Consider the following 25,204-nt stretch of genomic DNA (forward strand, 5'->3'; position numbering starts at 1 on the left):
CAGGGGATGACGGTTTTGCGGCAGTGCATCAAGGCGTTTGACTTGCGCCCCGCGCTTTGCCAGTCTGCTGTCGTCACGCAAGAAAATCTGAGGAAACGTCCCCCATGAGCAATCCCTCCATCGTGATCGCCAGCGCGGCACGTACCGCCGTCGGATCCTTCAACGGTGCCTTCGGCAACACACCGGCCCACGAGCTTGGCGCCGCCGTCATCAAGGCGGTACTCGAACGCGCCGGCGTCGAGGCGAACGAGGTCGATGAAGTGATCCTCGGGCAGGTGCTGCAGGCAGGCGAAGGCCAGAACCCGGCGCGCCAGGCCGCGATGAAGGCGGGCATTCCGCCAGAAAAGACCGCCTGGGGCATGAACCAGCTTTGCGGCTCGGGCCTGCGCGCAGTCGCGCTCGGCATGCAGCAGATCGCATCCGGCGATGCAGAAATCATCATTGCCGGCGGCATGGAGTCGATGTCGATGGCACCGCATTGCTCGCACCTGCGTGGCGGCGTGAAGATGGGCGACTTCAAGATGATCGACACGATGATCAAGGATGGCCTGACGGACGCCTTCTACGGCTACCACATGGGTATCACCGCGGAGAATGTCGCCCGTCAGTGGCAGCTGACCCGCGAGGAGCAGGATCAGTTTGCGCTGGCGTCGCAGAATAAGGCCGAGGCCGCGCAGAAGGCGGGCCGCTTCGCTGACGAGATCGTTCCGTTCGTCGTCAAGGGCCGCAAGGGTGACGTCATCGTCGATCAGGACGAATATATCCGCCATGGCGCGACCATCGACCAGATGACCAAGCTGCGTCCGGCCTTCGACAAGGAGGGAACCGTGACCGCCGGCAACGCATCCGGCCTCAATGACGGTGCCGCCGCCACCCTGCTGATGACCGAGGCAGAGGCCGCCAAGCGCGGCATTCAGCCGCTCGCGCGCATCGTTTCCTGGGCCACGGCCGGCGTCGATCCGCAGGTGATGGGCACAGGCCCGATCCCGGCATCGCGCAAGGCGCTGGAGAAGGCCGGCTGGGCGATCGGTGATGTCGAACTCGTCGAAGCCAACGAGGCCTTCGCGGCACAGGCCTGCGCGGTCAACAAGGACCTCGGCTGGGATCCGTCGATCGTCAACGTCAATGGCGGCGCGATTGCGATCGGACATCCGATCGGCGCGTCCGGCGCCCGCGTTCTCAACACGCTGCTGTTCGAAATGAAGCGCCGCGGCGTTTCCAAGGGCCTTGTGACCTTGTGCATCGGTGGCGGCATGGGCGTCGCCATGTGCGTCGAGCGTCTCTGACCGGCCCGACCGCATGCGTCATGTCAGCGGGTTGATCTTTTCGGTCCTGTTTGTCGCTTCGTCGGCGAACCAGGGTCATGCGACATCTCCGCCGTTCGAACAGGCAAAAGTGGTCCAGTGCATGCTGGACCACACGACTGTCGATGACGAGACCGTTTTCAAGAACCTGATGATCGCTGCCCTCAACGACGACAGCGGCAGTGTCAAATCCTACGTCGTCCAGATGAGCAGTCTGTTGATGAACCTCGCGCTGACCAAGTGCGAGGTCGGAATGTCCATGCTCGCTGATCCGCAATTTCAGGCTGCGGCCAGGATCTACGGGCAGCATATGGGCGAAAAATTGATGAAGAAGGCCTTTGATAAACTGAATTAATCAAGTGGGAGGCGAGCATGAGCAGGGTAGCATTGGTTACGGGTGGGTCACGCGGCATTGGCGCCGCGATTTCCATCGCGCTGAAGAATGCAGGATACAAGGTTGCTGCCAACTACGCCGGCAATGACGAGAAGGCGCAGGCGTTCAAGGAGGAAACCGGCATCCCGGTCTACAAGTGGGATGTCTCCAACTATCAGTCCTGCGTCGACGGCATTGCCAAGGTCGAGGCCGACCTTGGGCCGATCGAAGTGCTTGTCAACAATGCCGGCATCACCCGTGATGCCATGTTCCACAAGATGACCCCGGAGCAATGGGGCGAGGTGATCAACACCAACCTGACCGGCCTGTTCAACATGACCCATCCGGTCTGGACCGGCATGCGGGACCGCAGCTTCGGGCGGGTGATCAATATTTCGTCGATCAACGGCCAGAAGGGCCAGATGGGGCAGGCGAACTACTCGGCCGCCAAGGCCGGTGATCTCGGCTTCACCAAGGCACTCTCCCAGGAAGGGGCTGCCAAAGGCATCACTGTCAATGCCATCTGCCCGGGCTACATCGGCACGGAGATGGTGCGGGCGATACCGGAAAAGGTTCTCAACGAGCGGATCATTCCGCAGATCCCGGTCGGTCGTCTGGGCGAGCCGGAGGAGATTGCCCGCTGCGTGGTTTTCCTCGCATCCGACGATGCCGGCTTCATCACGGGGTCGACGATCTCCGCCAATGGCGGACAGTTCTTCGTCTGATCCTGTTATCGCCCGCACTTTCGACGGCGCTCCGTTTGGGGCGCCGTTTCATTTTTATTGCCTGCTCGGTTCAAAGACAGAAGGTTAATGGCGCACCGGAATCTGTCCGCAAGTTGGAGAAAGCCGGTTTCTGGCCTGTTGTTTGCCGTGCGTCGACATACCATATGTTGTGGAGAACGAATGTGGAACGCAGTGATGTCTGTGATTCGTCGTCGATTCGTTCCGGCTTTGGTCGATGTGTTAACGCAGCGATTCCCATTCCCTGATTCCGGCGAATCAGCCTGATTCTTCGGTTAAAATTTCCTAAACTTTCCAGAGTCTTGGATTCCGAATCCTTTGCCACCTTTAATGCTTCGGCAACCCAGATTAACGCTCGGGGTGCACGGCGCACGCGCTGCCAGAGACCTGATTCAGCATGTGGTGCAATATTGGCAGTTGCAATCTATATGTAGCCGTGAACATACAGTGAATCGAGTGGAGTCAGCGATTCGTCGCCGATTCGTTCCGTGGCTGTTCCGAACCTTAATTTCGCACGTCCAGATATGGTGGTGCGGGCAGGCGCTGGTTTGCCGGGAAATGGTTTTAGTTGCCGGCGCCCCTTGCGTTTGCCGCGGTGCGTGGGCATGTGTTTGCCGCCGGCGCGTAAAGGCGCCTCTTATGTTCTTGAATGCCCGGGATCGATGACGTGTCCGTTCACCCCATGATCCTGAGCGGCCGCGGCGTCACCGCGGTGCTCGGGCCAACCAATACCGGCAAGACGCATTATGCGATCGAGCGCATGATCGCGCACGATAGCGGCGTCATCGGGCTGCCGCTGCGGCTGCTCGCGCGCGAGGTCTATACGCGTGTTGTCGAAAAGGTCGGCCATCACAACGTTGCGCTGATCACCGGCGAGGAAAAGATCACCCCACATCGCGCCCGCTACTCGGTCTGCACGGTCGAGGCGATGCCGCGCGAAACGACGGCGTCCTTCGTGGCGATCGACGAAGTGCAGCTCGCCGGCGATCTCGAGCGTGGTCACATCTTCACCGACCGGCTGCTCTATCTGCGCGGCCGCGGCGAGACGCTGCTGCTCGGGGCCGCGACGATGCGGCCGATCCTCGAACAATTGTTGCCGGGCATCACCGTCGTCGAACGCCCGCGCATGTCGCAGCTGCTCTATGCCGGGTCGAAGAAAATCACCCGCCTGCCGCATCGCTCGGCCATCGTCGCCTTTTCGGCAGACGAAGTCTATGCGATTGCCGAGCTGATCCGCCGTCAGCGCGGCGGCGCTGCCGTCGTGCTCGGGGCGCTGTCGCCGCGCACGCGCAATGCCCAGGTCGCGCTCTATCAGGAAGGCGACGTCGAGTTTCTGGTGGCGACCGATGCGATCGGCATGGGATTGAACCTCGACGTCGACCATGTCGCCTTCGCACAGGACCGCAAGTTCGACGGCTACCAGTTCCGCAACCTCAATCCGGCCGAACTGGCGCAGATCGCCGGGCGTGCCGGGCGGCACCTGCGCGATGGCACGTTCGGCGTCACCGGCCGGGTCGATCCGTTCGACAACGAGCTGGTGCATCGCATCGAGTCACATGAATTCGATCCGCTCAAGGTGCTGCAATGGCGCTCCAAGGCGTTTGACTATGCGTCGCTTGCCGCGTTGAAGCGAAGCCTGGATGCCGCCCCGACAATTCCGGGGCTTGCGCGCGCTCTACCTGCGGTGGATCAGCAGGCGTTCGAACATTTGTCGCGCTATCCCGAAGTGGCCGATCTGGCGACGACGCCGGACCGGGTCGAAAAATTGTGGGAAGCCTGTGCATTGCCGGATTATCGCCGCATTACACCGGCTCAACACGCCGATCTGATCTCCACGATCTACGCCGATCTTGTCCGACGTGGCGCCGTGAACGAAGATTTCATGGCCGAGCAAGTCCGTCGGGCGGATTATACCGATGGTGAGATCGACACACTTTCGGCGCGAATCGCGCAGATCAGAACCTGGACCTATGTGTCGAACCGGCCCGGATGGCTTGCCGATCCGACACACTGGCAAGAAAAGACGCGGGAAATTGAAGATCGATTGTCCGACGCACTACATGAACGGTTGACGAAACGCTTTGTTGATCGCAGGACATCTGTGCTCATGAAGCGCCTGAGAGAGAATGCTATGCTGGAAGCTGAAATCAGTGTGAATGGTGACGTCTTCGTTGAAGGCCATCACGTAGGACAACTAACCGGTTTCCGGTTTACGCTGGCGACCGGCGGAGACGGACCGGATGCCAAGGCCGTGCAGGGTGCTGCGCAGAAGGCGCTGGCGCTCGAGTTCGAAGCGCGTGCGGCGCGTCTGCACGCCTCCGGCAATGGCGACCTTGCGCTATCGTCCGACGGACTGGTGCGTTGGCTCGGCGATCCCGTGGCTCGGCTTGCGGCCAGCGACCATGTCATGCGTCCGCGCGTCATCCTGCTTGCCGACGAGCAGCTGCAGGCCAATGCGCGCGAGCATGTCGTCGCCCGCATCGAGCGTTTCGTGAACCATCATATCGGCACGGTGCTGAAACCGCTTGACGATATCTCGCGCGCCGAGGATCTCGAAGGCCTCGCCAAGGGGCTGGCATTCCAGCTCGTCGAAAATCTCGGCGTGCTGTTCCGCCGCGACGTCGCCGAAGAGGTGAAGTCGCTCGACCAGGACGGTCGCGCCTCGATCCGCAAGTATGGCGTCCGCTTCGGCGCCTATCACATCTTCCTGCCCGCGCTGTTGAAGCCGGCTCCGGCCGAGCTCATTACGCTGCTCTGGGCGCTGAAGAACGATGGCCTCGACAAGGCTGGCTATGGCGATCTGATCCCGATGCTGGCCGCTGGCCGCACCTCGGTCGTTACCGATCCCTCGTTTGAGCGGACGTTCTACAAGCTCGCGGGCTTCCGTTTCCTCGGCAAGCGTGCCGTTCGCATCGACATCCTCGAGCGTCTGGCGGATCTCATCCGTCCGCTGCTGCAGTGGAAGCCGGGTGCGCAGCCGCGTCCCGAAGGCGCCTATGACGGCCGTCGCTTCACCGCGACGACCTCCATGCTCTCCATTCTCGGCGCAACGCCTGACGATATGGAAGAAATTCTCAAGGGGCTTGGCTACCGCGCCGATAGCGTGAAGGCCGAGGATGCCGCAGCGTTCCTGGCAAGCCAGGGCGTGGCGCCTGCAGCCCCGGCCGAGGCGTCCACGGAAGCTGCCGCCGACCACGACGATGCGGATGCAAGCGGTGAAGGCGAACCGGCGGCTGAAACCGAGGCACCTGCCTCCGTCGAGCCGGCGACTGCCGAAGGCGAAGCTGCCGCTCCCCAGGCAGCCGCGGAAGAGGGTGCCGAGGCTGCCGAAGCCAAGCCGGTTCTCCTCTGGCGTCCGGGCACCCGCCAGGACAATCAGCGCCAGGGTGGCCGTCACCAGGGCGATCAGCGCCGTGGCGGTCCGCGCCAGGGGCAAGGCCAAGGCCAGGGCGAGGGACGCGAAGGCGGCCGCAAGGCCGGCGCACCGGCCCGCGGCAAGCGGCACGACGGCAAGCCCGAGGGTGGCCAGCGGCAGGATCGCCATGATCGTCACGATCGCGGCGGCAAGCCGAACGCGGCCAAGTTCGAGGCGCGCCCGCCGCGCAAGGAGAAGCCGATCGATCCGGATTCGCCCTTTGCCAAGCTTGCCGCTCTCAAGGAGCAGATGAAGAAGTAGGAACGCCATGGAGAAACAGTCTGCGTCCAACCCGGCATCGCGCCAGCGTCTCGACAAATGGCTGTTCTTCACGCGCCTGTTGAAGTCCCGCTCGCTCGCCCAAAAGGCGATCGAGGCGGGGCACGTCACTGTCAATGACGAACGGGTCAAGCAGTCCTCCTTCCAGGTGAAGGCGGGCGATGTGCTCGCTGTGTCGCTCGAGCGGCGCGACGTGATCGTGCGTGTGCTTCTGCCCGGCGAACGACGCGGCCCTTTCGATGAGGCGCGGCTGCTCTACGAGGACCTGACGCCGGCGGAGCCGCGGGAAAAGCTCTCGGCTTTTGACCTCGCGACGCGTGAGCCGGGGGCGGGGCGACCCACCAAGAAAGAGCGGCGCGAAACCGACCGGTTGAAGCCCGGTTTCAATCCGCTCGACGATTAGAAAACTCTGCCTTCAGCGCGGCGTTTTGCGCATTGAATATTCTTGCAAAGGGTCCATAAAGCCTTTACCTGACAACCCACGTTGAGTGCATCGGTCTTGCTTCGGCAGCTATGCGCGCCGGACATTCCTAGCATGCGCGGACATGAGCATCACCATTGATTGCGGTCCGCCATCAAACGTGAGCATTGGCTGGAGTACCTCATGACGTATGTCGTGACCGACAATTGCATTCGCTGCAAGTACATGGATTGCGTTGAAGTCTGCCCGGTGGACTGCTTCTACGAAGGCGAGAATTTTCTCGTCATTCATCCCGATGAATGCATCGATTGCGGCGTCTGCGAGCCGGAATGTCCTGCCGAGGCCATCAAGCCAGACACCGAGCCGGGCCTCGATATGTGGTTGAAAGTGAACGCTGATTTTGCCACCAAGTGGCCGAACGTCACCATCAAGCGCGACGCGATGCCGGAAGCCAAGGAAATGGACGGGGTCGAAGGCAAGTACGAGAAGTACTTCTCTGCCGAACCCGGCCAGGGCGACTGAGGCGCTCGGCCTCGGTCCGTGCGCCGAGGCTGGCGAGACGATAATGACCCCGGCGTCAAATCTGGGGAAAATCAGGCTCCGCCCTCGCATCTGCGAGAATGGCGGCTTGATGGCTGCCATGCAGCAAATTATTGATTTCCGCAGTTTTTTGTGATAGGGTCCTTCTACTGATCCACAGAGGGTGTTTTTGCGCGCCCGAAAACCTCACGAAAGCAAACGATCTCCACAGCGCGGTTTTTCCAGATACGCACCGTTGCGTCTCTCTATTGTGACCGCGTTTGATGGGATTGTTTGGGTTCCTTTGGACGGACCAGGATGGACCCACCCGGCGGTATCCCCGTCTATCCCGGGCCTCACTGACCCGGCCCCGGCCAAGAATGGCCGGGTGCGAAACAGGGAGTTTTTGAAACGAATGACGACCCAGCAGAAAAAATCTTCGACACGCCACGGCTTCAAGACCGGTGAATCGATTGTCTATCCGGCCCATGGCGTCGGACAGATCGTCGCTATCGAGGAGCAGGAAGTTGCCGGCATGAAGCTTGAGCTTTTTGTCATCGATTTCGAAAAGGACAAGATGCGCCTGAAGGTGCCGGTCGCCAAGGCCGTCAGCATCGGCATGCGCAAGCTCTCGGAGACCGATTTCGTCGATCGCGCGTTGAAGGTTGTGCAGGGCAAGGCTCGCGTCAAGCGGACCATGTGGTCGCGCCGCGCACAGGAATACGATGCCAAGATCAATTCCGGCGATCTGATCTCGATCGCAGAAGTCGTGCGCGACCTCTACCGCGCAGAAAACCAGCCGGAGCAGTCCTATTCCGAACGCCAGCTCTATGAAGCTGCCCTCGACCGCATGGCGCGCGAAATCGCGGCCGTGAACAAGATGTCCGAGACCGAGGCTGTTCGCCTGGTCGAAGCCAATCTTAACAAGGGTCCGAAGCGCGGCAAGGCGATCGAAGAAGACGACGCCCAGGACGAGGCAGCTTAAAGAGCGCCAGTCCCATACCATCACGACAAGACAAAGCCCGGCCATCGCGCCGGGCTTTTTCGTTTGCACCATTCCTGCTTGCAGCTTTTTCGTCGGGGCGAGGGAACTTTTCTCGCCGGCGCGCATTTATCAAAGCCGGCAGGGATGCGCCGCCTTCCTGCCGGGGCGATCTGGGTGCTCTGATCTTCTGTCAGAATTCAGCTTCGTAGTTTGGAAGTAGGGCGCTGCACCGGTTCTTCAAGCTTCGGTGTCGTCGCACCAGCCGCCGTCGGCGTCGGTCGGGTCCTTCCGTCCGGCCCTTGGACTTCACCCGTTAGCGGCGTCCAGGCGCCCGCCATGGAGCGATCGATGAGGACTCTCACAGCAGACAGGCGCATGATCAAGATTGCGATGGAGGCGCCTTATCTCGAGCGTGAAGAAGAACACGCCCTGGCCACGGCCTGGCGAAACGATCACGATCAGGACGCCCGCAACAAGATCGCCATGTCGCATATGCGGCTGGTCATTTCCATGGCGGCAAAATTCCGCAATTTCGGCCTGCCGATGGGCGATCTCGTTCAGGAGGGGCATATAGGCCTGCTCGAAGCCGCCGCGCGCTTCGAGCCCAGCCGTGAAGTGCGCTTCTCGACCTACGCGACCTGGTGGATCCGTGCCTCGATGCAGGACTACGTTCTGCGCAATTGGTCGATCGTTCGTGGCGGCACCAGTTCGGCGCAGAAGGCGCTGTTCTTCAATCTTCGCCGGCTGCGCGCGCGGCTTGCCCAAGGCGATCGTCAGCTCACATCGCAGGCTATGCATGAGGAAATTGCCGCCGCACTCGGGGTCAGCATTGCCGACGTCCAGACCATGGATGCCCGCCTTTCCGGCAGCGACACCTCGCTGCAGGCACCGGTCGGTGGGGCGGATTCCGATGGGGGAGAGCGCCTCGACTTTCTCGCAAGCGACGCGCCGCTGCCTGACGAACAGGTGAGCGACATGATCGACGGCGAGCGTGCCCGCATCTGGCTGCACGACGCCATGGGTGCGCTGACCGAGCGCGAGATGCGGATCATCCGCGCACGACGTCTGTCAGAGGAAGGCGCAACGCTGGAGGAGCTCGGGCTCGACCTCGGCATCTCCAAGGAGCGGGTCCGCCAGATCGAGACGCGGGCGCTTGAAAAGCTCAGGGCGGCGCTGGCAACCAAGGCTCCGGCGCTGACATCGGTCGTGCACTGAAGCATTTTCGGGAGACGTGCCTACAGCGCCGCGCGTCTTATTAGACGCGCTAAGGTCGCTGTAGCACTTTGAATTGCTGCATGTTTTTATCCTTAAATCGAATAGGATTTAAGGAAACATGCAGTGGGTGGCCATCCCGTCCATAGGACGGGTGAACACGTGATGACGCAGTTGCACGTTCGCGCCGGAAACCTCAACGCGTCAAACGCGCGTCGGGCACGGCAAGCGATTTCGCATCTTTGACACGAAGACATAAGACGGCGTCGGACTGAATGGTGCGGCGCCGTTGGCGTTTATTCGGAAATGATCTTCACCCGGTCGCCCGGCTTGATGGTCGAGGTCACCTGCATGGCGTTGATCAGCCGGAACAGATCGAGCTTGCGGTCGGTACCCATCATCCGGGCCGACAGCATGGCGATCGTCTCTCCGGGCTTGACCACGGCGACGCGGATGCGCAGCGGCTTCAGCGACTGTGCTTCGGCCGGCGTCATCTTGCGGAACGTTGCGCGCAGCTGGTTTGCCGTCGGCTCCAGCGCGCGCGACCCTTTTGGAACGGCAGTCAGGAAGCGGTAGATGCGGTTGTCGATGCGCACGACCGTGACGTCGAAGTCCCAGCGATCGGCAGACGCGCGGGCCGTTGCGGCCTCAAGACCGTTGACGCTGATCGGACGGATGGTATCGGGCTGCAGGCCGGTCACCCAGCCGCTGGCGATGTAATCCGTCAGGCTCTTGCGGGCCGTATCGGCGATGCCGTCGAAACGGATCGCCACGTCGCCGGGGCCGGTTGCCAGGACCGCTTCTGCCTTGTTGTCGATCTGGAAGCCGGTCGGCACGTCGAAACGAATGCCGAGCTGGCCATGCATGAAGGTCTGGCCGCGGACATAGCCTTCCTGCGGGCTGTCGCCATAGAGCAGGCCGTCGATGCCGGCGAGATAATAGTCGCGCCCGCGGTCGCCGCTGGTGCCCTCGGCGCCAAACGCGCGCGCGTGCCGGCGCGCGAGATCGACGCGCTGCGGGGCATTCGGGTGGCTCGATAGGAAGTCGAGGCTCTGGTCTGCTTCCGGATCGACCGCGGAGAAGCGGCTGTAGGCGGCCATGGAATCGAGGAAGCGTGCCGCCGCATAGGGGTCGTAACCGGCCTCGCCCAGCATGCGCACGCCGATGACGTCAGCCTGGAGCTCCTGGTTGCGGGAGAAGGCGGCCAGACGCAGCTTGCCGCGCGCCAGTGCCTGCTTGCCGGCGAGATCCGAGGACAGCACCTCGGAGACGACGCGGCTGGCGATGACTTCCGCCTCTTCGCGCTGCTGGCGCTCGATGCCATGGTTGGCGGTGACGTGCGCCATTTCATGCGACAGCACGGCCGCAACCTCGGACGCGTCATTGGCAAGCGCAAGCAGGCCGCGGGTGACATAGAGATAGCCGCCGGGCAGCGCAAAGGCGTTGATCGCCGGGGAATTGAGAATGGTGATGCGGTAGGACTGCTGCGGGTTTTCCGAGACGGCCGTCAGGGCGCCGGCGATGCGGGCGACCAGCCGCTCCGTCTTTGCGTCCTTGTACTCCCCGCCGTAGCTCGCGACGATGCGCGGGTGTTCGCGCGCGCCGAGCTGGGCACGGGGGTCGTTCTTCTGGACTTCGTCGACGATCTGCGGATTGGAGGACGGCGATACGGTCGGCTCGTAGGTCTGCTCGATCACCGACTGGCAGGCGGAAAGCAGCGTCGTCGCAAGCAATGCAACCACAGCACGTGTCCGGAGGCCTCCGCGCTTGGGCGGGAACCGGTCGTTTCTGACTGTATGACTTTCCATGCCTCAGCCCGTTTCCCGTCCAACGCCACCCCACAACAGGGACTCGGGCGGCGTTGAAAGTCTTACTTTTTCAGCCGGATACGTCCGATCCGGGAAGAGTATTCCAGCCCTGGTCTTGCTGTATCTGATTTCAGCGCCACCTGCCTAGTTTACCCCGGTAGAAATAGTTGCCCCGTGGTATCACGGCAACGGATACGCGAATATTCGTGACGCTCCGGCCGGACAATCCGCGCGTCGCATGGCGCGGCGGTCAAATTGTGGCGGAGTACCACGCGCGCTAGAGCATTTCCGGTTTAGACGACGTCGCGGAAACGCTCTATCTGCCTGTTTCCACGCATTTCCTGACGGAAAACCGCTTCGCACTTTTCCTGGAAATGCTCCAAGATTCCACGTCGCATCACGCGTTGCCGAGAAAGCGGTTGATGGACGCCATATCGCGCCGTTCGAGAAAGCGCTCGACCGGGTCATGGGCGATGATACGCCCCTGGTCCAGAAAAAGCACGCTATCGGCCAGCGCCCTCACGTCATCGGGATGGTGCGTGATCATCAGGATCGTGTTGTTTTCCTGATCATGCAGGTCCTGCAGCAGTGCCCGCATACCGGCCCTCATGCCGGGATCGAGAGCGGCAAAAGGCTCATCCAGCAGCAGCAGCGGGCGATGTCGCACCAAGGCGCGCGCCAACGCCACACGCTGTCGTTCGCCGCCGGACAGCGTCGGCGGCAGGCGCTTGCCGAAGCTGTCGAGCCCGACGCGGCCGAGGGCATCGTCTATCCGTGCGCGATCAGCGACCGACAGGCGAAGCGAGGGGCTGATGCCGAAGCCGACATTGGTCGCGACGTCGAGATGTGCAAACAGGTTGTTGTCCTGAAAGATCACGGAGACGGGTCGTTCTGCCGGCGCCTGTCCCGACATCGTCTTGCCGAGAATGCGAACCTCGCCCCGGTCCGGCTCCTCGAAACCGGCGATGACATGAAAGAGGGTCGACTTTCCCGACCCGGAGGCCCCGGCAACTGCGACGATGCCACCTGGCTGAATGGCGCAATCGAAGTGCAGTGCGGTGGTGTCGTAACGAACGTCGACGCCAACAAGTTCTACCGCCGCCTGGGAATTCATGCGTTTCGTCCTTCCGGCACTCGCCTGTCGCCGGCCGTGCCGAGCATGGTGAAGATCAGGCAGATGAGGCCGAGGAAGAGCGCCAGACCGGCTGCATCCGCGGTGCGATAGCTGCCCATCCGGCTGTAGAGCAGCCATGGAAGCGTGACCATGTCCTGCGAACCGAACAGCGCCACTGCACCAAGGTCGCCGAGCGACAGCGCCATGGCGAAGGAGAACGCCATCAGCAACGGTTTCCGGAGCGGCGGCAAGTCGATCCATCGCAGGCGATGGAAGCCGCGGATGCCGAGGCTTGCTGTCAGTCGGTCGGTGCGTGCGGCATGTGTTGCCATCGCCGGTGCCAGGATCCGGTGCACGAACGGCAGCGCCATCAATGCGTTGATGGCGACGACGATGGCGGGGGCGAAACGGGCGACATCGCCGAAGGGGCGCAGGAGCAGAAACCATCCCGCACCGAGCACGACCGGCGGCACCAGCAGCACCAGCGACGTGCTGGCGGTGACAGTGCCCGCAAATGCCCTGGCCAAGGTCGGGGCGTGGCGACGCGCCACGACGATGCCGGCGGCGCGGATCATCGCGGCGGCCATGGTGACGCAAAAGAATGCCGAGAGGACGGCGATGACAATGCTGGTGACGAGAGCACGATGCACGGTCGGGTCGCCGGCAAGCTTCACCAGATCCGCACGCAGGCCGGAACCGACGACGGCGATCAGCGGTGCGCCGATGAAGAGCAGCGAGAACAGGATCCAGCCGGCGTCGGACGTCCGGGAGAGGCCGGTTCCTGCATCATAGCGTCTGGAGATTTTGCCCGCGGTTGCGCTTTGTGCAGGTTCGGTCGCGACACGCGTTAGAGCCAGGAGCAGGGCTCCGGTCATGACGATCTGTAGGGCGGACAGGGCGATCGCCCGCGGCGGGTCGAAATCGAAGCGCAGCGCCTGGTAGATCGCGACCTCGATGGTGCTGGCGGCAGGCCCGCCGCCGAGCGTCAGCACCAGCGTGAAGCTGGTGGCGCAGAGCATGAAGACGAGGCCGGCAGCACCTGGCAGCAATCCCCGAAGGACCGGCCACTCGACAAAGCGGAAGAGTGCGGCTGGCGGCATGCCGAGATTGGCGGCGGTTCTCCAGTATTCCGAAGGGATGCGCTCGAGCCCGGCGAGAAAGAGACGTGCGATAAGCGGCATGTTGAAGAAGACGTGGGCGAGCAGGATGCCGAAAAGGCCGTAGATGCTGATCGGCTGCTGCAGCCCGAGGCCGGCGAGGGCGGTGTTGAGCGCGCCCTGCCGGCCCCAGATCTCGATCAGCCCGAGCGCGCCGACAAGCACGGGCAGGCCGAGCGGCAGGGCCATCACCCGCAGAACCCAGACGCGGCCGGGAAAGCTCGGCCGGCGCGCAAGCGCCCGTGCGATCGGGATGGCAAGAACAACGGAAAGCAGCGTCGAAAGGCTCGCCTGCAGCAAGGTGAAGCGCGTTACCCGCCAGATATAGGCATCGAACAGCACGCTGTTGCCGAAGTCACCGCTCTGGAGCAAAAGGGCTGCAATCGCCAGGCCGACAAACAGCAGGATACCGCCGAGACTTAAAGTCCCGGCGGTCATCGTGATGCGATTTTCGGCAGGCGCGAACAAATGCGCCTCAGTTCTTGCTAATGGCGGCCAGCCATTCGTCGATCCAGGCCTTGCGGTTCGCCGCCACCTCTTCCGACGGCAGCAGGAAAGTCTTCTCCGGATTGACCAGCTTGCTAAAAGCCTCCGGCAGCGGCTCCTTGGTCGCCGCGACCGGCATCATCCAGTTGGTCGTCGGAATGATCGACTGGAACTCCGGGCCGGTCATGAAGGCGAGAAACTGCTTGGCAAGCTCCGGCTCCTTGGCGCTCTTGGTCATGCCGGCAACTTCGATCTGGATGTAGTGACCTTCCGAGAATTCGGCCGCCTGGTAGCGGTCGGTGTTTTCCGCCACCATGTGGTAGGCGGGCGACGTGGTGTAGGAAAGCACCATCGGCGCTTCGCCCTTGGTGAAGAGGCCATAGGCTTCCGACCAGCCCGGCGTTACGGTCAGTACCCTGTCCTTGAGCTTGGCCCAGGCGGCGCCGGCTTCGTCGCCATAGACGGCCTTGACCCAGAGAAGCAGACCGAGGCCCGGCGTCGAGGTGCGCGGATCCTCGATGACGATCTTCTGAGAGGCGTCGCCTTCGACCAGTTCCTTCAGGCTCTTCGGCGGCGTCTTCAAGGTCTGGGTGTCGTAGACGACGGCGAAATGGCCGTAGTCATAGGGAAGGAAGGTGTCGTCGGTGAAGTCGCCGGGTACCTTGACGTTGGCAGGCTCGATGCCGTGCGGCGCGAAGAAGCCGGTGGCCTTGGCCTCGGCGACGAGGTTTGTATCGAGGCCGAGCACGATGTCGGCCTTGGAGGCCGCGCCTTCGAGCTTGAGGCGGGTCAGAAGCTCGACGCCATCGGCGACGCCGACATAGGTGACCTTGCATTCGCAGGTCTTCTCGAAAGCTTCGGCGACCTTGGCACCCGGCCCCCATTCGGTGATGAAGCTTTCATAGGTGTAGACGGTCAGCGTCTTGTCGGCAGCAACGGCATTGGCCGCGAAGACAAGTCCTGCCGTCGCGGCAAGCGCTAGCCGGCTAAGAACCTTGAGTTGCGATGAATTGGACATGGCAGGCACCTCTCCCTAAAAATGATGTTGCATGGGAAAAGGGCGTATCGATCCGATCGCGTCTAATCCCTCCGCCGGTATGAGCCGGATCAGGTTCCGCGGGTTGGCGTTCAACGCCTCTCAGCCTTCGGCCGCCATGCGGTCGGAAGGCACCCCGTTAGAGCGGGTAGAGATTTACCGCCGAGCCGGTTTGATGGCAAGCGAAGTTTGAGGACGGCAAAAGCGCCCGCCCCGCATTTTCGCGCCGCGGCGCATGGGGTAAAATCGTCGGCAGAGTTTGCAGACGCCGAAGGAGCCTGCGATGACTGACATGCTCGTTCGCCTTTATGCACTGCCGGCACAAGCGAGATCACCGCTTGCTGACGGTATCGGCATTCACCGCGCAATGGCACCCGAACGAAGCTTGTTGTTCCCTGGATCGAGCAGACATTTGGCTCCGGCTGGGCGGGCGAGGCGGAGGCGGCCTTCAGATCGACGCCGACGTGCATGCACATCGCGGTGTTCGAGGACCGGATCGTCGGCTTTGCCTGCCACGATGTCACAGCGCTCGGTTTCTTCGGGCCGACGGGCGTCGACGAGGCCATGCGCGGACGGGGATCGGCGAGGCGCTCTTGCGCGTGAGCCTGACGGCGATGCGTGACGCAGGCTACGGTTACGCCATCATCGGCGGCGTCGGCCCGGCCGAATTCTACCGACGCACGGTCGGCGCCATCGAGATCCCCGATTCCAACCCCGGGATCTATGCGGAGATGCTGTTTCCCGATACCTTGCCCGAAGATCACTGACAACGAGGACGCAAAATCGCCGGATCGCGCCCTTGTTCGGTTTTCTTGCTTTTCCTTGCCCGTGCCTTTGCGCTATGGGCTTTGCCATGGCCCGATCCACCTTCACCATTCTGCTCGGCGGTGCACTGACCCCGACCGATCGCCTTGCGCGCCAGCTCGCAGGCAGCCGCTTCGTTGCGGCCGATGGCGGCATGCGGCATGCGCGGGTGCTATCCGTGACCCCCGACGTCTGGGTGGGCGATTTCGATTCGACCGAGGAGGCGCTGCTCGCGGAATTTGCCGATGTCCCGCGCGAGCCCTATCCCGCCGCCAAGGCTGCGACCGATGGCGAAATCGCTGTCGAGGCGGCGCTGTCGCGTGGCGCCGAAGCCTTGATCTTTGCCGGCGCGCTCGGAGGATCACGCAGCGACCATGCCTTCCTGCACCTGCTTCAGGCTGCTTCGCTGGCCGAACGTGGGTTGCCGGTGTTCATGACCTCGGGTGAGGAGGAGGCCTATCCGCTGCTTGCAGGCGAGATCGAAATCGATCTGCCGAAGGGCAGCCTATTCTCGATCCTCGGACTGACCGATCTCATCGGGCTTACGATCGTCAACGCGCGTTATCCGCTCACCGATTTCACGTTGCCGTTCGGGTCTTCGCGCACCGTTTCCAATGTCGCGGAGGGTCCCCTTCGCATTTCCCTCGACACCGGCCGGGCGATCGTTCTCGCCCGCCCCTATGACCTTTCCGGAGCCTGAGCCTTGGCGCCTCCCATTCTGAAACTCGACGATATCTTCCTGACCTTCGGTGGCACGCCGCTTCTGGCCGGCGCCAACCTGCAGGTGGAGCCGGGGGATCGCATCTGCCTTGTCGGGCGCAACGGTTCCGGCAAATCGACGCTGATGAAGATCGCCGCCGGTCTTGCCGAAGCGCAATCGGGCGAGGTCTTCCGCCATCCGTCCTCGACCGTTCGCTACCTGCCCCAGGCACCGGATTTCGAAGGCTACGACACGGTGCAGGCCTATGCCGAGTCGGGCCTTGGCCCAAGCGACGACCCGTATCGCGTCGCTTACCTACTGCAGCACCTGGGTCTGACCGGCGAAGAAGACCCGGCACGCCTTTCCGGCGGCGAGGCGCGCCGCGCAGCGCTTGCCCGGGTGATGGCGCCGGAGCCGGATATCCTGCTGCTCGACGAGCCGACCAACCATCTCGATCTGCCGACGATCGAATGGCTCGAAGACGAGCTGACCCGCAGCCGTTCGGCCCTGGTGCTGATCTCGCACGACCGGCGCTTCCTCGAAAAGGTCTCGAACGCGACGGTCTGGCTCGATCGCGGCCAATCCCGCCGGCTCGACCGCGGCTTCGGCCATTTCGAGGCCTGGCGCGACGAGGTGCTGGAGGCGGAAGAGCTGGAGCAGCACAAGCTCGGCAAGGCGATCGAGCGCGAGGAGCATTGGCTGCGCTACGGCGTTACCGCCCGGCGCAAGCGCAACATGCGTCGTCTCGGCGAATTGCAGGACATGCGCTCGCGCCATCGCGGCCACAAGGGGCCGCAGGGCTCCGTTCAGGCGGCGGCTTCCGACGCCAAGGAATCGGGCAAGCTGGTGATCGAGGCGGAGAAGATCACCAAGGCTTACGGCGAGCGGACGATCGTTGCGCCGTTTTCCATTCGCGTGCACCGTGGCGACCGGATCGGCCTTGTCGGCCCGAACGGTGCCGGCAAGACGACGCTTTTGAAGATGCTGACCGGGCAGATCGAGCCGGATACCGGCACGGTGAAACTCGGCACCAATCTTGAGATGGCGACGCTCGACCAGAAGCGCGAGGATCTCAACCTCGACGATACGCTGGCCCACTACCTGACCGACGGCCGGGGCGAGAGCCTGATTGTCAACGGCGAGCAGCGCCATGTCACCGGCTACATGAAGGACTTCCTGTTCCAGCCGGAGCAGGCGCGCACCCCGATCCGCGAACTGTCGGGCGGTGAGCGCGCCCGGCTGATGCTGGCACGCATTCTCGCCCGCGCCACCAACCTGCTGATCCTCGACGAGCCGACCAACGATCTCGACATCGAGACGCTGGACTTGCTTCAGGAGGTCGTCGCCGGCTTTGCCGGAACCGTCATCCTCGTCAGCCACGACCGCGACTTCCTCGACCGCACCGTGAGCTCGACCATCGCGCCGGCCAATCCCGAAGCGCCTGACGGCCGCTGGATCGAATATGCCGGCGGCTACACCGACATGATGGCGCAGCGCAAGGGCGCGATCGAAGAGCGGCGCAAGACGGAGAAGGCGGAAAAGGCCAAGGTGGCCGATGCCGCTGCCCCCGCAGCCGAGGCACCGAAGGCCAAGGGCAAGCTCTCCTACAAGCAGAAGTTTGCACTCGAAAACCTGCCGAAGGAAATCGCCAAGGCGGAGGCGGAGGCAGCCAAGCGCGAGGAGCGGATGGCCGACCCCAACCTCTTTGCCAAGGACCCGAATACGTTTGCGAAACTGGCGAAGGAGCTGGAAAAGCTTCGCGGCGATCTCGCCCGCATGGAAGAGGAATGGCTGGAACTGGAGATGCTGCGCGAGGAGCTCGAGGGCTGAGCCTCGCCGCTCCCGCGTTGAAAGTTGGCAAGGGGTATGATAAGGAAAACTTATTATATCTCTCGTGAACGATCCTGATGCCGACAAAACTCGAATCCGAAACCATCGGCATGTTGCTGACCGATGTCTCCCGCCTTCTGCGTGGCGCTTTTGACCGCAAGGTCAACGCCATGGATCTCGGCATCACGCCCGGTGAAGCGCGCACGCTGATCCAGGTGGCGCTGACCGAGGGCATCAAGCAGGCGGAAATCGCCACGCGCATGGGCATCGAGCCGATGACGCTGTCGGCCTATCTCGACCGGCTGGAGGCGATGGAGCTGGTTGCCCGTCTGCCCGACCCGGCCGACCGCCGCGCCAAGAACGTCGTCATCACCGACAAGGCCGATCCGCTGCTCGCCGAGCTGATGGCGGGGCTGCGCGAGATGATGAATGCCTATACGGAAGGGCTCGACGAGGCGACGCGCGACATGCTCTGCGCCAACCTGCGTATCCTGCGCGAAAATTTGCGCGGCCTCGATCCGTGCGTCGCCGGCAAGGAGAAGGGTGCAAAGCCATGACGCGCCGCATGAGCGAACGGCGCACCAGCATCATCGGCGCCTTCCTTGTCGCGCTCGGCCCCGTTTCCATGGCGCTCTATACACCGGCAATGCCCGAACTGGTCCGCGCCTTCTCCTCCAGCGAGGCGGCGATCAAGATGACGCTGTCGCTCTACTTCGCAGGCTTCGCCTTCGCACAGCTGGTTTCGGGCACGCTCTCCGACGTCATCGGCCGCCGGCGCACGACGCTGATCTTCATGACCATCTACCTCGCCGGCAGCCTGATGGCAGCCTTTGCCCCATCGGTCGCGGTCCTGCTCGCCGGGCGCCTGGTGCAGGGCATCGGCGCCTCCGTCGGCATGACGGTTGCGCGCGCCATCGTGCGCGACCAGTTCACCGGCCTTCAGGCGGCGCGGATCATGAACATGATCGGCATGATGCTGGCCATCGGGCCGGCGGTGTCGCCGACGCTCGGCGGCCTGGCGCTTGGCCTCTTCGGCTGGCAGTCTATCTTCTTCCTGATGGTCGGCTTTGCGCTGATGGCCTGCGTTTGCGTGCAGTTCTTCATGGCCGAAACCGCGACGCCCGATCCGGCCAAGGGCCATCTGCGGCCGATCCTTGCCGCCTATCGCGAGCTTCTGACAGATACCCGCTTCGTCTCCTCGACCCTGGTGATTGCCGGCGCCGTCGGCGCGCTCTACGCCCAAGCGACGATGCTGCCCTTCGTCCTGATCGGCACGGTCGGGCTGACGCCGACCGAATTCGGCGTCGGCATGCTGATGCAATCCGGTTTCTTCTTCTCGGGCACGGTCACGGTGCGGCTGTTAATGCGGCGGTTCACGCCGCAGGCGCTGGTGCCGGTCGGTCTTTGTTTCATCGCGCTCGGCAGTGTGGCGCTCGCCTACACCATGCACGCGCTCGAACCGAGCTTCCTGGCGGTGATGGCGCCGGTCGGCGTCTACGCCTTCGGCATCGCCTTCGTCATGCCCTACATGATGACGGCGGCCATGGCGCCTTTCCCGCATATCGCCGGTACGGCGTCGGCGATGATGGGCTTCATCCAGATGGGCGCCGGCCTTCTCGGCGGCGCCTTGGCGGCCGTTGTCGGCGTGCCGGTGCTGGCGCTCGGCACGATCATTCCGAGCTTCGGCCTTCTCTGCGTGTTCAGCTATCTCTGGTATCGCCGCACCGTTCGCCTGACGCCATTGGCGGCGCCAGTCGATGGCACGCAGCCCCTGCCGGAAGCGGCTGAATAAGACGAAACGAAAAAGCCTCCGCGACCCGGGTCGCGGAGGCTTTTTCTTGTCAGGTGCTTGCCGCTTTTAACGGTTGCGTGCAGCCAGCGTGCGCAGGCGCAGCGCATTCAGCTTGATGAAGCCGGCAGCATCCTTCTGGTCGTAGGCGCCCTGGTCGTCTTCGAAGGTGACCAGCTTGTCGGAATAGAGCGACTTCGGGCTTTCGCGGCCGGTGACCATGACATTGCCCTTGTAGAGCTTCAGCGTCACTTCGCCTTCGACATGCTCCTGGCTCCTGTCGATCGCCGCCTGCAGCATCTCGCGCTCCGGCGAGAACCAGAAGCCGTAATAGATCAGCTCGGCGTAGCGCGGCATCAGCTCGTCCTTGAGGTGGGCGGCGCCACGGTCGAGCGTGATCGATTCGATCGCGCGGTGTGCCGACAGCAGGATGGTGCCGCCGGGGGTCTCGTAGACGCCGCGCGACTTCATGCCGACGAAGCGGTTTTCGACGAGGTCGAGCCGGCCGATGCCATTGTCGCGGCCGTAGTCGTTGAGCTTTGCCAGCAGGTTTGCCGGCGAAAGGCGCACGCCGTTGATCGAGACGGCGTCGCCGCGCTCGAAACCGACCTTGATGACGGTTGCCTTGTCGGGAGCCGCTTCCGGCGAGATCGTGCGCATGTGCACGTATTCCGGGGCTTCCTGCGACGGATCTTCCAGAACCTTGCCCTCGGAGGAGGAGTGCAAGAGGTTGGCGTCGACAGAGAAGGGAGCCTCGCCCTTCTTGTCCTTGGCGACCGGGATCTGGTGCTTCTCGGCGAATTCGAGCAGGTCGGTGCGGCTCTTGAACGACCAGTCGCGCCATGGAGCGATGATCTTGATGTCGGGGTTGAGCGCGTATGCCGACAGCTCGAAGCGAACCTGGTCGTTGCCCTTGCCGGTGGCGCCGTGGGCGATCGCGTCAGCGCCGGTCTTCTTGGCGATGTCGATCAGGTGTTTGGAAATCAGCGGACGCGCGATGGAGGTGCCGAGCAGGTAGACGCCCTCATAGACGGCGTTGGCGCGAAACATCGGGAAGACGAAATCGCGCACGAACTCTTCGCGCACATCCTCGATGTAGATTTCCTTGATGCCGAGCATCTCGGCCTTCTTGCGCGCCGGCTCCAGTTCTTCGCCCTGGCCGAGGTCTGCCGTAAACGTCACAACTTCGGCGCCGAGTTCGGTCTGCAGCCACTTCAGGATGATCGAGGTGTCGAGACCGCCCGAATAGGCGAGAACGACCTTTTTCACGTCTTTATGCGATGCCATGGTTTCCGTCCGTCTGGTCTTGGAAGAGGGCGGCGTGCCGCCTTGGAAATTCTGCGGCACTTTATCCGGAACACGCCTGGATACAAGCGGAAGAACGCTGCGACACCCAAATCCGCTGGCAAAAGCCGACGCTCCGGAATAGACGAGGTCACCGAGTGTTCCAGGAATCGCGCACATGGACTTCCTTCCCAGCCTGCCCACGCTGTTCGGCTTTGCTGCCGCCACGCTGCTGCTTGCGGCAACGCCGGGGCCGGACATGACGCTTTCGATCAGCCGCGCGCTGTCGCAAGGCAAGAAGGCCGCCCTATTCGTGGTGCTCGGGACGAGCTTCGGCATCGTCGTTCACACCCTACTGGTCGCCTTCGGCATCTCGGCGCTGATCACGGCCTCGCCTGCTGCGTTCATGGTGCTGAAGACCGGAGGTGCCGCCTATCTGCTCTGGCTTGCGGTTCAGGCGATCCGCCACGGATCGACGCTTTCGGTCAAGACCGTCGAAGGTTCCGGCGGTACGGCTCTTTCCAACGTCTCGTCGGGCTTCTGGGTAAACCTGCTCAACCCCAAGGTCATCATCTTTTTCATGACTTTCCTGCCGCAGTTCGTCAGCGCCAACGATGCATCGGTGACGGGCAAGCTTCTGTTCCTCGGCGCGATGTTCATCGTCATCGGCATGCCTGTAAACATGCTGGTGGTATTTACCGCCGACTGGCTGTCCTCCTGGCTGCAGCGCAACAAGGGGTTCATGCGGGCGCTCGACTACAGTTTTGCCGGCGTCTTCCCTGTCTTTGCGGTGAAGATCTTCATGACGACGGCGCGATAGGGCGTCTTCGGAGGGTTTCGCCCCTCATCTGCCTGCCGGCATCTTCTCCCCGCATGTGGGGAGAAGAGCACGTGCTGCATCGTTCGGCGGCAACGGCGATCGCCGGAGCAGCATGGGGAGACGTGTGAAACGGTAGATGGCACTTCACGCCGTTTGCCGGAGAACGGCTGAGAGATTGCCACTTGTCTCTTCTCCCCGTCTTTACGGGGAGAAGATGCCGGCAGGCAGATGAGGGGCAAGCTCTGATCGCCCCGTAAGCGACGGGGTCAGCCGATGAGCAGCGCGTCGTCGTCGAGCGTCTGGCCGCGGATGCGGCGGAACATGGCGATGAGGTCCTCGACCTGCAATTCCTTGCGGCTGTCGCCGGCAACGTCGAGCACGATCTCGCCGCCATGCAGCATGACGGTGCGATGGCCATAGTCGAGCGCCTGGCGCATCGAGTGGGTAACCATCATCGTCGTCAGCCTGCGCTCGGAAACGATCTTCTGGGTGAGGTTCATAACGAACTCGGCCATCCCGGGATCAAGGGCGGCGGTATGTTCGTCGAGCAGCAGCACTTCGGAGCCGGCAAGTGTCGCCATGACCAGCGAGACCGCCTGGCGCTGGCCGCCCGAAAGCAGGTCCATGCGGTCGCCCATGCGGTTTTCGAGGCCGAGATTAAGCTCGGCGATGCGCTCGCGGAAATGTTCGCGGCGCTTCGGCCCGAGCGCTGCCATCAGGCCACGCTTCTCGCCGCGCTTGGCGGCGAGCGCCAGGTTCTCTTCGATCGAAAGCGCACCGCAGCTACCGGTCAGCGGATCCTGAAACACGCGGGCGACAAGGCCGGCGCGAGCGGCGGTGCCCTTGCGGGTCACATCGGTCTTGCCGATCGTCACCTGGCCCGCACTCGGCAGCACGTCGCCGGCGAGAACGCCGAGCAACGTCGATTTGCCGGCGCCATTGGAGCCGATGACGGTGACGAAGGAGCCCTGCTCGATTGTGAGGTCGACGCCGTTCAGCGCCTGCTTCTGCAGCGGCGTTCCCTTGCCGAAGACGACCTGGATGTTCTTGACGCTGATCATGCCGCACCTCCGCGACGAAGTCGGGGAAGGATGAGGGCGAAGGTGACGAGCACGGCGGTCACGAAATTGAGATCGGAGGCCTGCAAGCCGAGCATGTCGGTCGACAGCGCCAGCTGGATGGCGATGCGATAGAGGATCGAGCCGAGCACGCAGCCGATCAGCGCGATCAGGATGCCGCGGGCGCCGAGCAGCGTCTCGCCGATAATGACGGCTGCAAGGCCGACGACGATGGTACCGACCCCGGAAGTGACGTCGGCAAAGCCGTTGGTCTGGGCAAAGAGCGCGCCGCCGAAGGCAACGAGCGCGTTCGAGATCGCCATACCGAGATAGATCTGCCGGTTGGTGTCGACCCCTTGCGCACGGGCCATGCGCGCATTGGCGCCGGTTGCCCGCATCGCAAGACCCGCATCGCTTTCGAGGAAGCGCCAGACGACGATGACGGCAACGAGCACCAGGATGCCGATGAACAGCGGGCGAACGTAGAAATCACGAAGCCCCAGGCCAAAGAACGGCGAGAGCATGGTGTCGGCGTTGATCAGCGCGACGTTGGGTTTGCCCATCACGCGCAGATTGACCGAGAACAGCGCGATCATCGTCAGGATCGAGGCCAGCAGATTGAGGATCTTGAAGCGCACGTTGAGCATCGCCGTGACGATGCCGGCGGCGGCACCCGCCACCATGGCGACACAGGCCGCGATCCACGGGTTGACGCCGGCGATGATCAGCACCGCGGTCACCGCGGCGCCGAGCGGGAACGAACCGTCGACCGTCAGGTCAGGGAAGTCGAGAACCCGGAATGCGAGAAAGACGCCGACGGCGACAAAGGCGTAGACCAGCCCCAGTTCGACGGCTCCCCAGAAAGCGATTTGACTCAAACCCCCGACCCTCTTTTTTTGCCGCGCGCCTTAAGCTTGTTCTATCAGCGCGGCGTCTCCGGTTGGCCATGACGTCCAGAGATCCGGCGTCGGCGCAGCTTCAAACTGTCAGAGCGCATCTTGCGTGCCCCGAGGGAAACGCCGTGCTCCAATAACGAACCGCCCTCGTATGGAACGAGGGCGGCCAAAACGCAATAAACTTGAACCTGAAAAGGCTCAAAGCCTTATTCGACAACGCGTGTAGCGCGCTTGACGACACTTTCCGGAAGGGTGACGCCCATCTTTTCAGCGGCCTTCTTGTTGATCACCAGGTCGGAACCGGCGGCAACCTTGACGGCGATATCACCCGGGTTTTCGCCCTTGAGGATGCGAACGACGATTTCGCCGGTCTGCTTGCCGACATCGTAGTAGTTGAAGCCGAGAGCCGCGAGCGAGCCGCGCGCGACCGAATCCGTGTCAGCGGTGAGGAGCGGCAACTTGGCTTCCTCAGCCACGGCGATCGCACCTTCGAGCGCGGAGATGATCGTGTTATCGGTCGGAACGTAGATCACGTCGGCGCGGCCGACGAGTGCGCGGGCCGCACCCTGGACTTCGGCCGACTTCGTTGCCGCGGATTCGACCACGGTCAGGCCGGCCTTTTCGGCTTCCGTCTTCAAGACTGCCAGAAGCGACACGGAGTTGGCTTCGCCGGAGTTGTAGAGGTAGCCGATCGACTTGGCGTTCGGCAGGATTTCCTTGATCAGCGCGACGTGCTCGGCGACCGGCGACATGTCGGAAAGACCGGTGACGTTGCCGCCCGGCTTGTCCATGTCCTTGACCAGTTGTGCGCCGATCGGGTCGGACACGGCGGTGAAGACCACCGGAATATCGCGCGTCGAGGAAACGACGGCCTGGGCCGACGGGGTCGAGATCGGAACGATGACATTAGGCGCTTCACCGGCGAACTGGCGGGCGATCTGTGCTGCGGTCGCCGGGTTGCCTTGGGCGGACTCGTAGAGGAACTTGAGGTTTTCGCCCTCCTTGTAGCCGGCTGCGGCCAGCGCGTCCTTCACACCGTCGCGTGCGGCATCGAGAGCCGGGTGTTCGACGATCGCGGTTACGGCGACGGTCACCTCATCGGCGCGTGCGGGCAGGGTAAATGCCACCGTGGCGGCAAGGGCGACGAGAAGTGAGCGCATGGGTGTCCTCC

Annotated in this window: 21 protein-coding genes, 1 pseudogene and 1 riboswitch; of the genes and pseudogenes, 14 read left to right on the top strand and 8 right to left on the bottom strand. The window is 63.0% G+C overall.

Features of this window, described 5'->3' with window-relative positions; all coding sequences use genetic code 11:
* Nucleotides 1–104 precede the first annotated feature (104 nt).
* From C6558_RS15825 to C6558_RS15860, 8 genes are all read left to right on the top strand, one after another.
* A complete protein-coding gene (locus C6558_RS15825; RefSeq protein ID WP_025425222.1) occupies nucleotides 105–1,286 on the top strand; it encodes an acetyl-CoA C-acetyltransferase in 1,182 nt (393 codons plus the stop codon).
* Between the two features lie 13 nt (nucleotides 1,287–1,299).
* The gene (locus C6558_RS15830) at nucleotides 1,300–1,659 is read left to right on the top strand and encodes a hypothetical protein (protein WP_025425221.1); all 360 of its coding nucleotides are present in this window, start codon (nucleotides 1,300–1,302) and stop codon (nucleotides 1,657–1,659) included.
* A 17-nt stretch (nucleotides 1,660–1,676) separates the two neighbouring features.
* Entirely contained in the window at nucleotides 1,677–2,402 is a 726-nt protein-coding gene (locus C6558_RS15835) for a beta-ketoacyl-ACP reductase (RefSeq protein ID WP_025425220.1), read from the top strand.
* 700 nt (nucleotides 2,403–3,102) lie between these two features.
* Entirely contained in the window at nucleotides 3,103–6,096 is a 2,994-nt protein-coding gene (locus C6558_RS15840; RefSeq protein WP_063997122.1) for a DEAD/DEAH box helicase, read from the top strand.
* 7 nt (nucleotides 6,097–6,103) lie between these two features.
* Nucleotides 6,104–6,517: an RNA-binding S4 domain-containing protein gene (locus tag C6558_RS15845; protein ID WP_057210875.1), complete on the top strand. Its 414-nt coding sequence runs from the start codon at nucleotides 6,104–6,106 to the stop codon at nucleotides 6,515–6,517.
* A gap of 201 nt (nucleotides 6,518–6,718) precedes the next feature.
* Complete coding sequence (fdxA, locus tag C6558_RS15850) at nucleotides 6,719–7,057, top strand: ferredoxin FdxA (protein WP_025425217.1); 339 nt, start codon at nucleotides 6,719–6,721, stop codon at nucleotides 7,055–7,057.
* A 412-nt stretch (nucleotides 7,058–7,469) separates the two neighbouring features.
* Complete coding sequence (locus C6558_RS15855; protein WP_025425216.1) at nucleotides 7,470–8,039, top strand: CarD family transcriptional regulator; 570 nt, start codon at nucleotides 7,470–7,472, stop codon at nucleotides 8,037–8,039.
* 348 nt (nucleotides 8,040–8,387) lie between these two features.
* Entirely contained in the window at nucleotides 8,388–9,254 is an 867-nt protein-coding gene (locus C6558_RS15860; RefSeq protein ID WP_025425215.1) for an RNA polymerase factor sigma-32, read from the top strand.
* Nucleotides 9,255–9,547: 293 nt separating this feature from the next.
* Here C6558_RS15860 and C6558_RS15865 read toward each other — a convergent pair whose 3' ends face one another.
* From C6558_RS15865 to thiB, 4 genes are all read right to left on the bottom strand, one after another.
* Complete coding sequence (locus C6558_RS15865; RefSeq protein ID WP_025425214.1) at nucleotides 9,548–11,059, bottom strand: M48 family metalloprotease; 1,512 nt, start codon at nucleotides 11,057–11,059, stop codon at nucleotides 9,548–9,550.
* A gap of 397 nt (nucleotides 11,060–11,456) precedes the next feature.
* Entirely contained in the window at nucleotides 11,457–12,173 is a 717-nt protein-coding gene (locus C6558_RS15870) for an ATP-binding cassette domain-containing protein (protein WP_025425213.1), read from the bottom strand.
* On the bottom strand, nucleotides 12,170–13,774 hold the full coding sequence (thiP, locus tag C6558_RS15875) for a thiamine/thiamine pyrophosphate ABC transporter permease ThiP (protein ID WP_025425212.1): 1,605 nt from the start codon (nucleotides 13,772–13,774) through the stop codon (nucleotides 12,170–12,172). Before thiP ends, C6558_RS15870 begins: the two co-directional genes overlap by 4 nt.
* Before the next feature lie 31 nt (nucleotides 13,775–13,805).
* Nucleotides 13,806–14,834 carry a thiamine ABC transporter substrate binding subunit gene (gene thiB / locus C6558_RS15880; RefSeq protein WP_025425211.1) on the bottom strand — a complete coding sequence of 343 codons (1,029 nt, stop codon included), beginning with the start codon at nucleotides 14,832–14,834 and terminating at the stop codon, nucleotides 13,806–13,808.
* Nucleotides 14,835–14,883: 49 nt separating this feature from the next.
* Nucleotides 14,884–15,001, bottom strand: a riboswitch (TPP riboswitch).
* Nucleotides 15,002–15,135: 134 nt separating this feature from the next.
* Between thiB and C6558_RS15885 the strand changes: the two are divergent.
* From C6558_RS15885 to C6558_RS15905, 5 genes and pseudogenes are all read left to right on the top strand, one after another.
* Nucleotides 15,136–15,619, top strand: a pseudogene (locus C6558_RS15885) (GNAT family N-acetyltransferase).
* Between the two features lie 86 nt (nucleotides 15,620–15,705).
* Nucleotides 15,706–16,356, top strand: a complete 651-nt coding sequence (locus C6558_RS15890) for a thiamine diphosphokinase (protein ID WP_025425210.1) — start codon at nucleotides 15,706–15,708, stop codon at nucleotides 16,354–16,356.
* Nucleotides 16,357–16,359: 3 nt separating this feature from the next.
* Nucleotides 16,360–18,186 carry an ABC-F family ATP-binding cassette domain-containing protein gene (locus tag C6558_RS15895; protein ID WP_025425209.1) on the top strand — a complete coding sequence of 609 codons (1,827 nt, stop codon included), beginning with the start codon at nucleotides 16,360–16,362 and terminating at the stop codon, nucleotides 18,184–18,186.
* A gap of 77 nt (nucleotides 18,187–18,263) precedes the next feature.
* Complete coding sequence (locus C6558_RS15900; protein ID WP_025425208.1) at nucleotides 18,264–18,743, top strand: MarR family winged helix-turn-helix transcriptional regulator; 480 nt, start codon at nucleotides 18,264–18,266, stop codon at nucleotides 18,741–18,743.
* Nucleotides 18,740–19,978 (top strand): multidrug effflux MFS transporter, encoded by a 1,239-nt coding sequence (locus tag C6558_RS15905; RefSeq protein WP_025425207.1) that lies wholly within the window; start codon nucleotides 18,740–18,742, stop codon nucleotides 19,976–19,978. Before C6558_RS15900 ends, C6558_RS15905 begins: the two co-directional genes overlap by 4 nt.
* Before the next feature lie 66 nt (nucleotides 19,979–20,044).
* On the opposite strand, the gene C6558_RS15910 is transcribed toward C6558_RS15905, so the two are convergent.
* A complete protein-coding gene (locus C6558_RS15910) occupies nucleotides 20,045–21,262 on the bottom strand; it encodes an argininosuccinate synthase (protein WP_025425206.1) in 1,218 nt (405 codons plus the stop codon).
* Between the two features lie 175 nt (nucleotides 21,263–21,437).
* Between C6558_RS15910 and C6558_RS15915 the strand changes: the two genes are divergently transcribed.
* Nucleotides 21,438–22,079, top strand: coding sequence for a LysE family translocator (locus tag C6558_RS15915; protein ID WP_025425205.1), 642 nt, complete (start codon nucleotides 21,438–21,440; stop codon nucleotides 22,077–22,079).
* A 266-nt stretch (nucleotides 22,080–22,345) separates the two neighbouring features.
* Here the strand turns inward: C6558_RS15915 and C6558_RS15920 are convergent, their stop codons facing one another.
* From C6558_RS15920 to C6558_RS15930, 3 genes are all read right to left on the bottom strand, one after another.
* A complete protein-coding gene (locus tag C6558_RS15920; RefSeq protein WP_025425204.1) occupies nucleotides 22,346–23,140 on the bottom strand; it encodes an ABC transporter ATP-binding protein in 795 nt (264 codons plus the stop codon).
* Entirely contained in the window at nucleotides 23,137–24,015 is an 879-nt protein-coding gene (locus tag C6558_RS15925) for an ABC transporter permease (protein WP_025425203.1), read from the bottom strand. Before C6558_RS15925 ends, C6558_RS15920 begins: the two co-directional genes overlap by 4 nt.
* Nucleotides 24,016–24,239: 224 nt before the next feature.
* Nucleotides 24,240–25,193 (bottom strand): ABC transporter substrate-binding protein, encoded by a 954-nt coding sequence (locus C6558_RS15930; protein ID WP_025425202.1) that lies wholly within the window; start codon nucleotides 25,191–25,193, stop codon nucleotides 24,240–24,242.
* Nucleotides 25,194–25,204 lie beyond the last annotated feature (11 nt).

This window comes from Ensifer sp. NM-2, from assembly GCF_003024455.1.
In the GTDB taxonomy this organism is placed as follows: Bacteria; Pseudomonadota; Alphaproteobacteria; order Rhizobiales; family Rhizobiaceae; genus Ensifer; species Ensifer canadensis.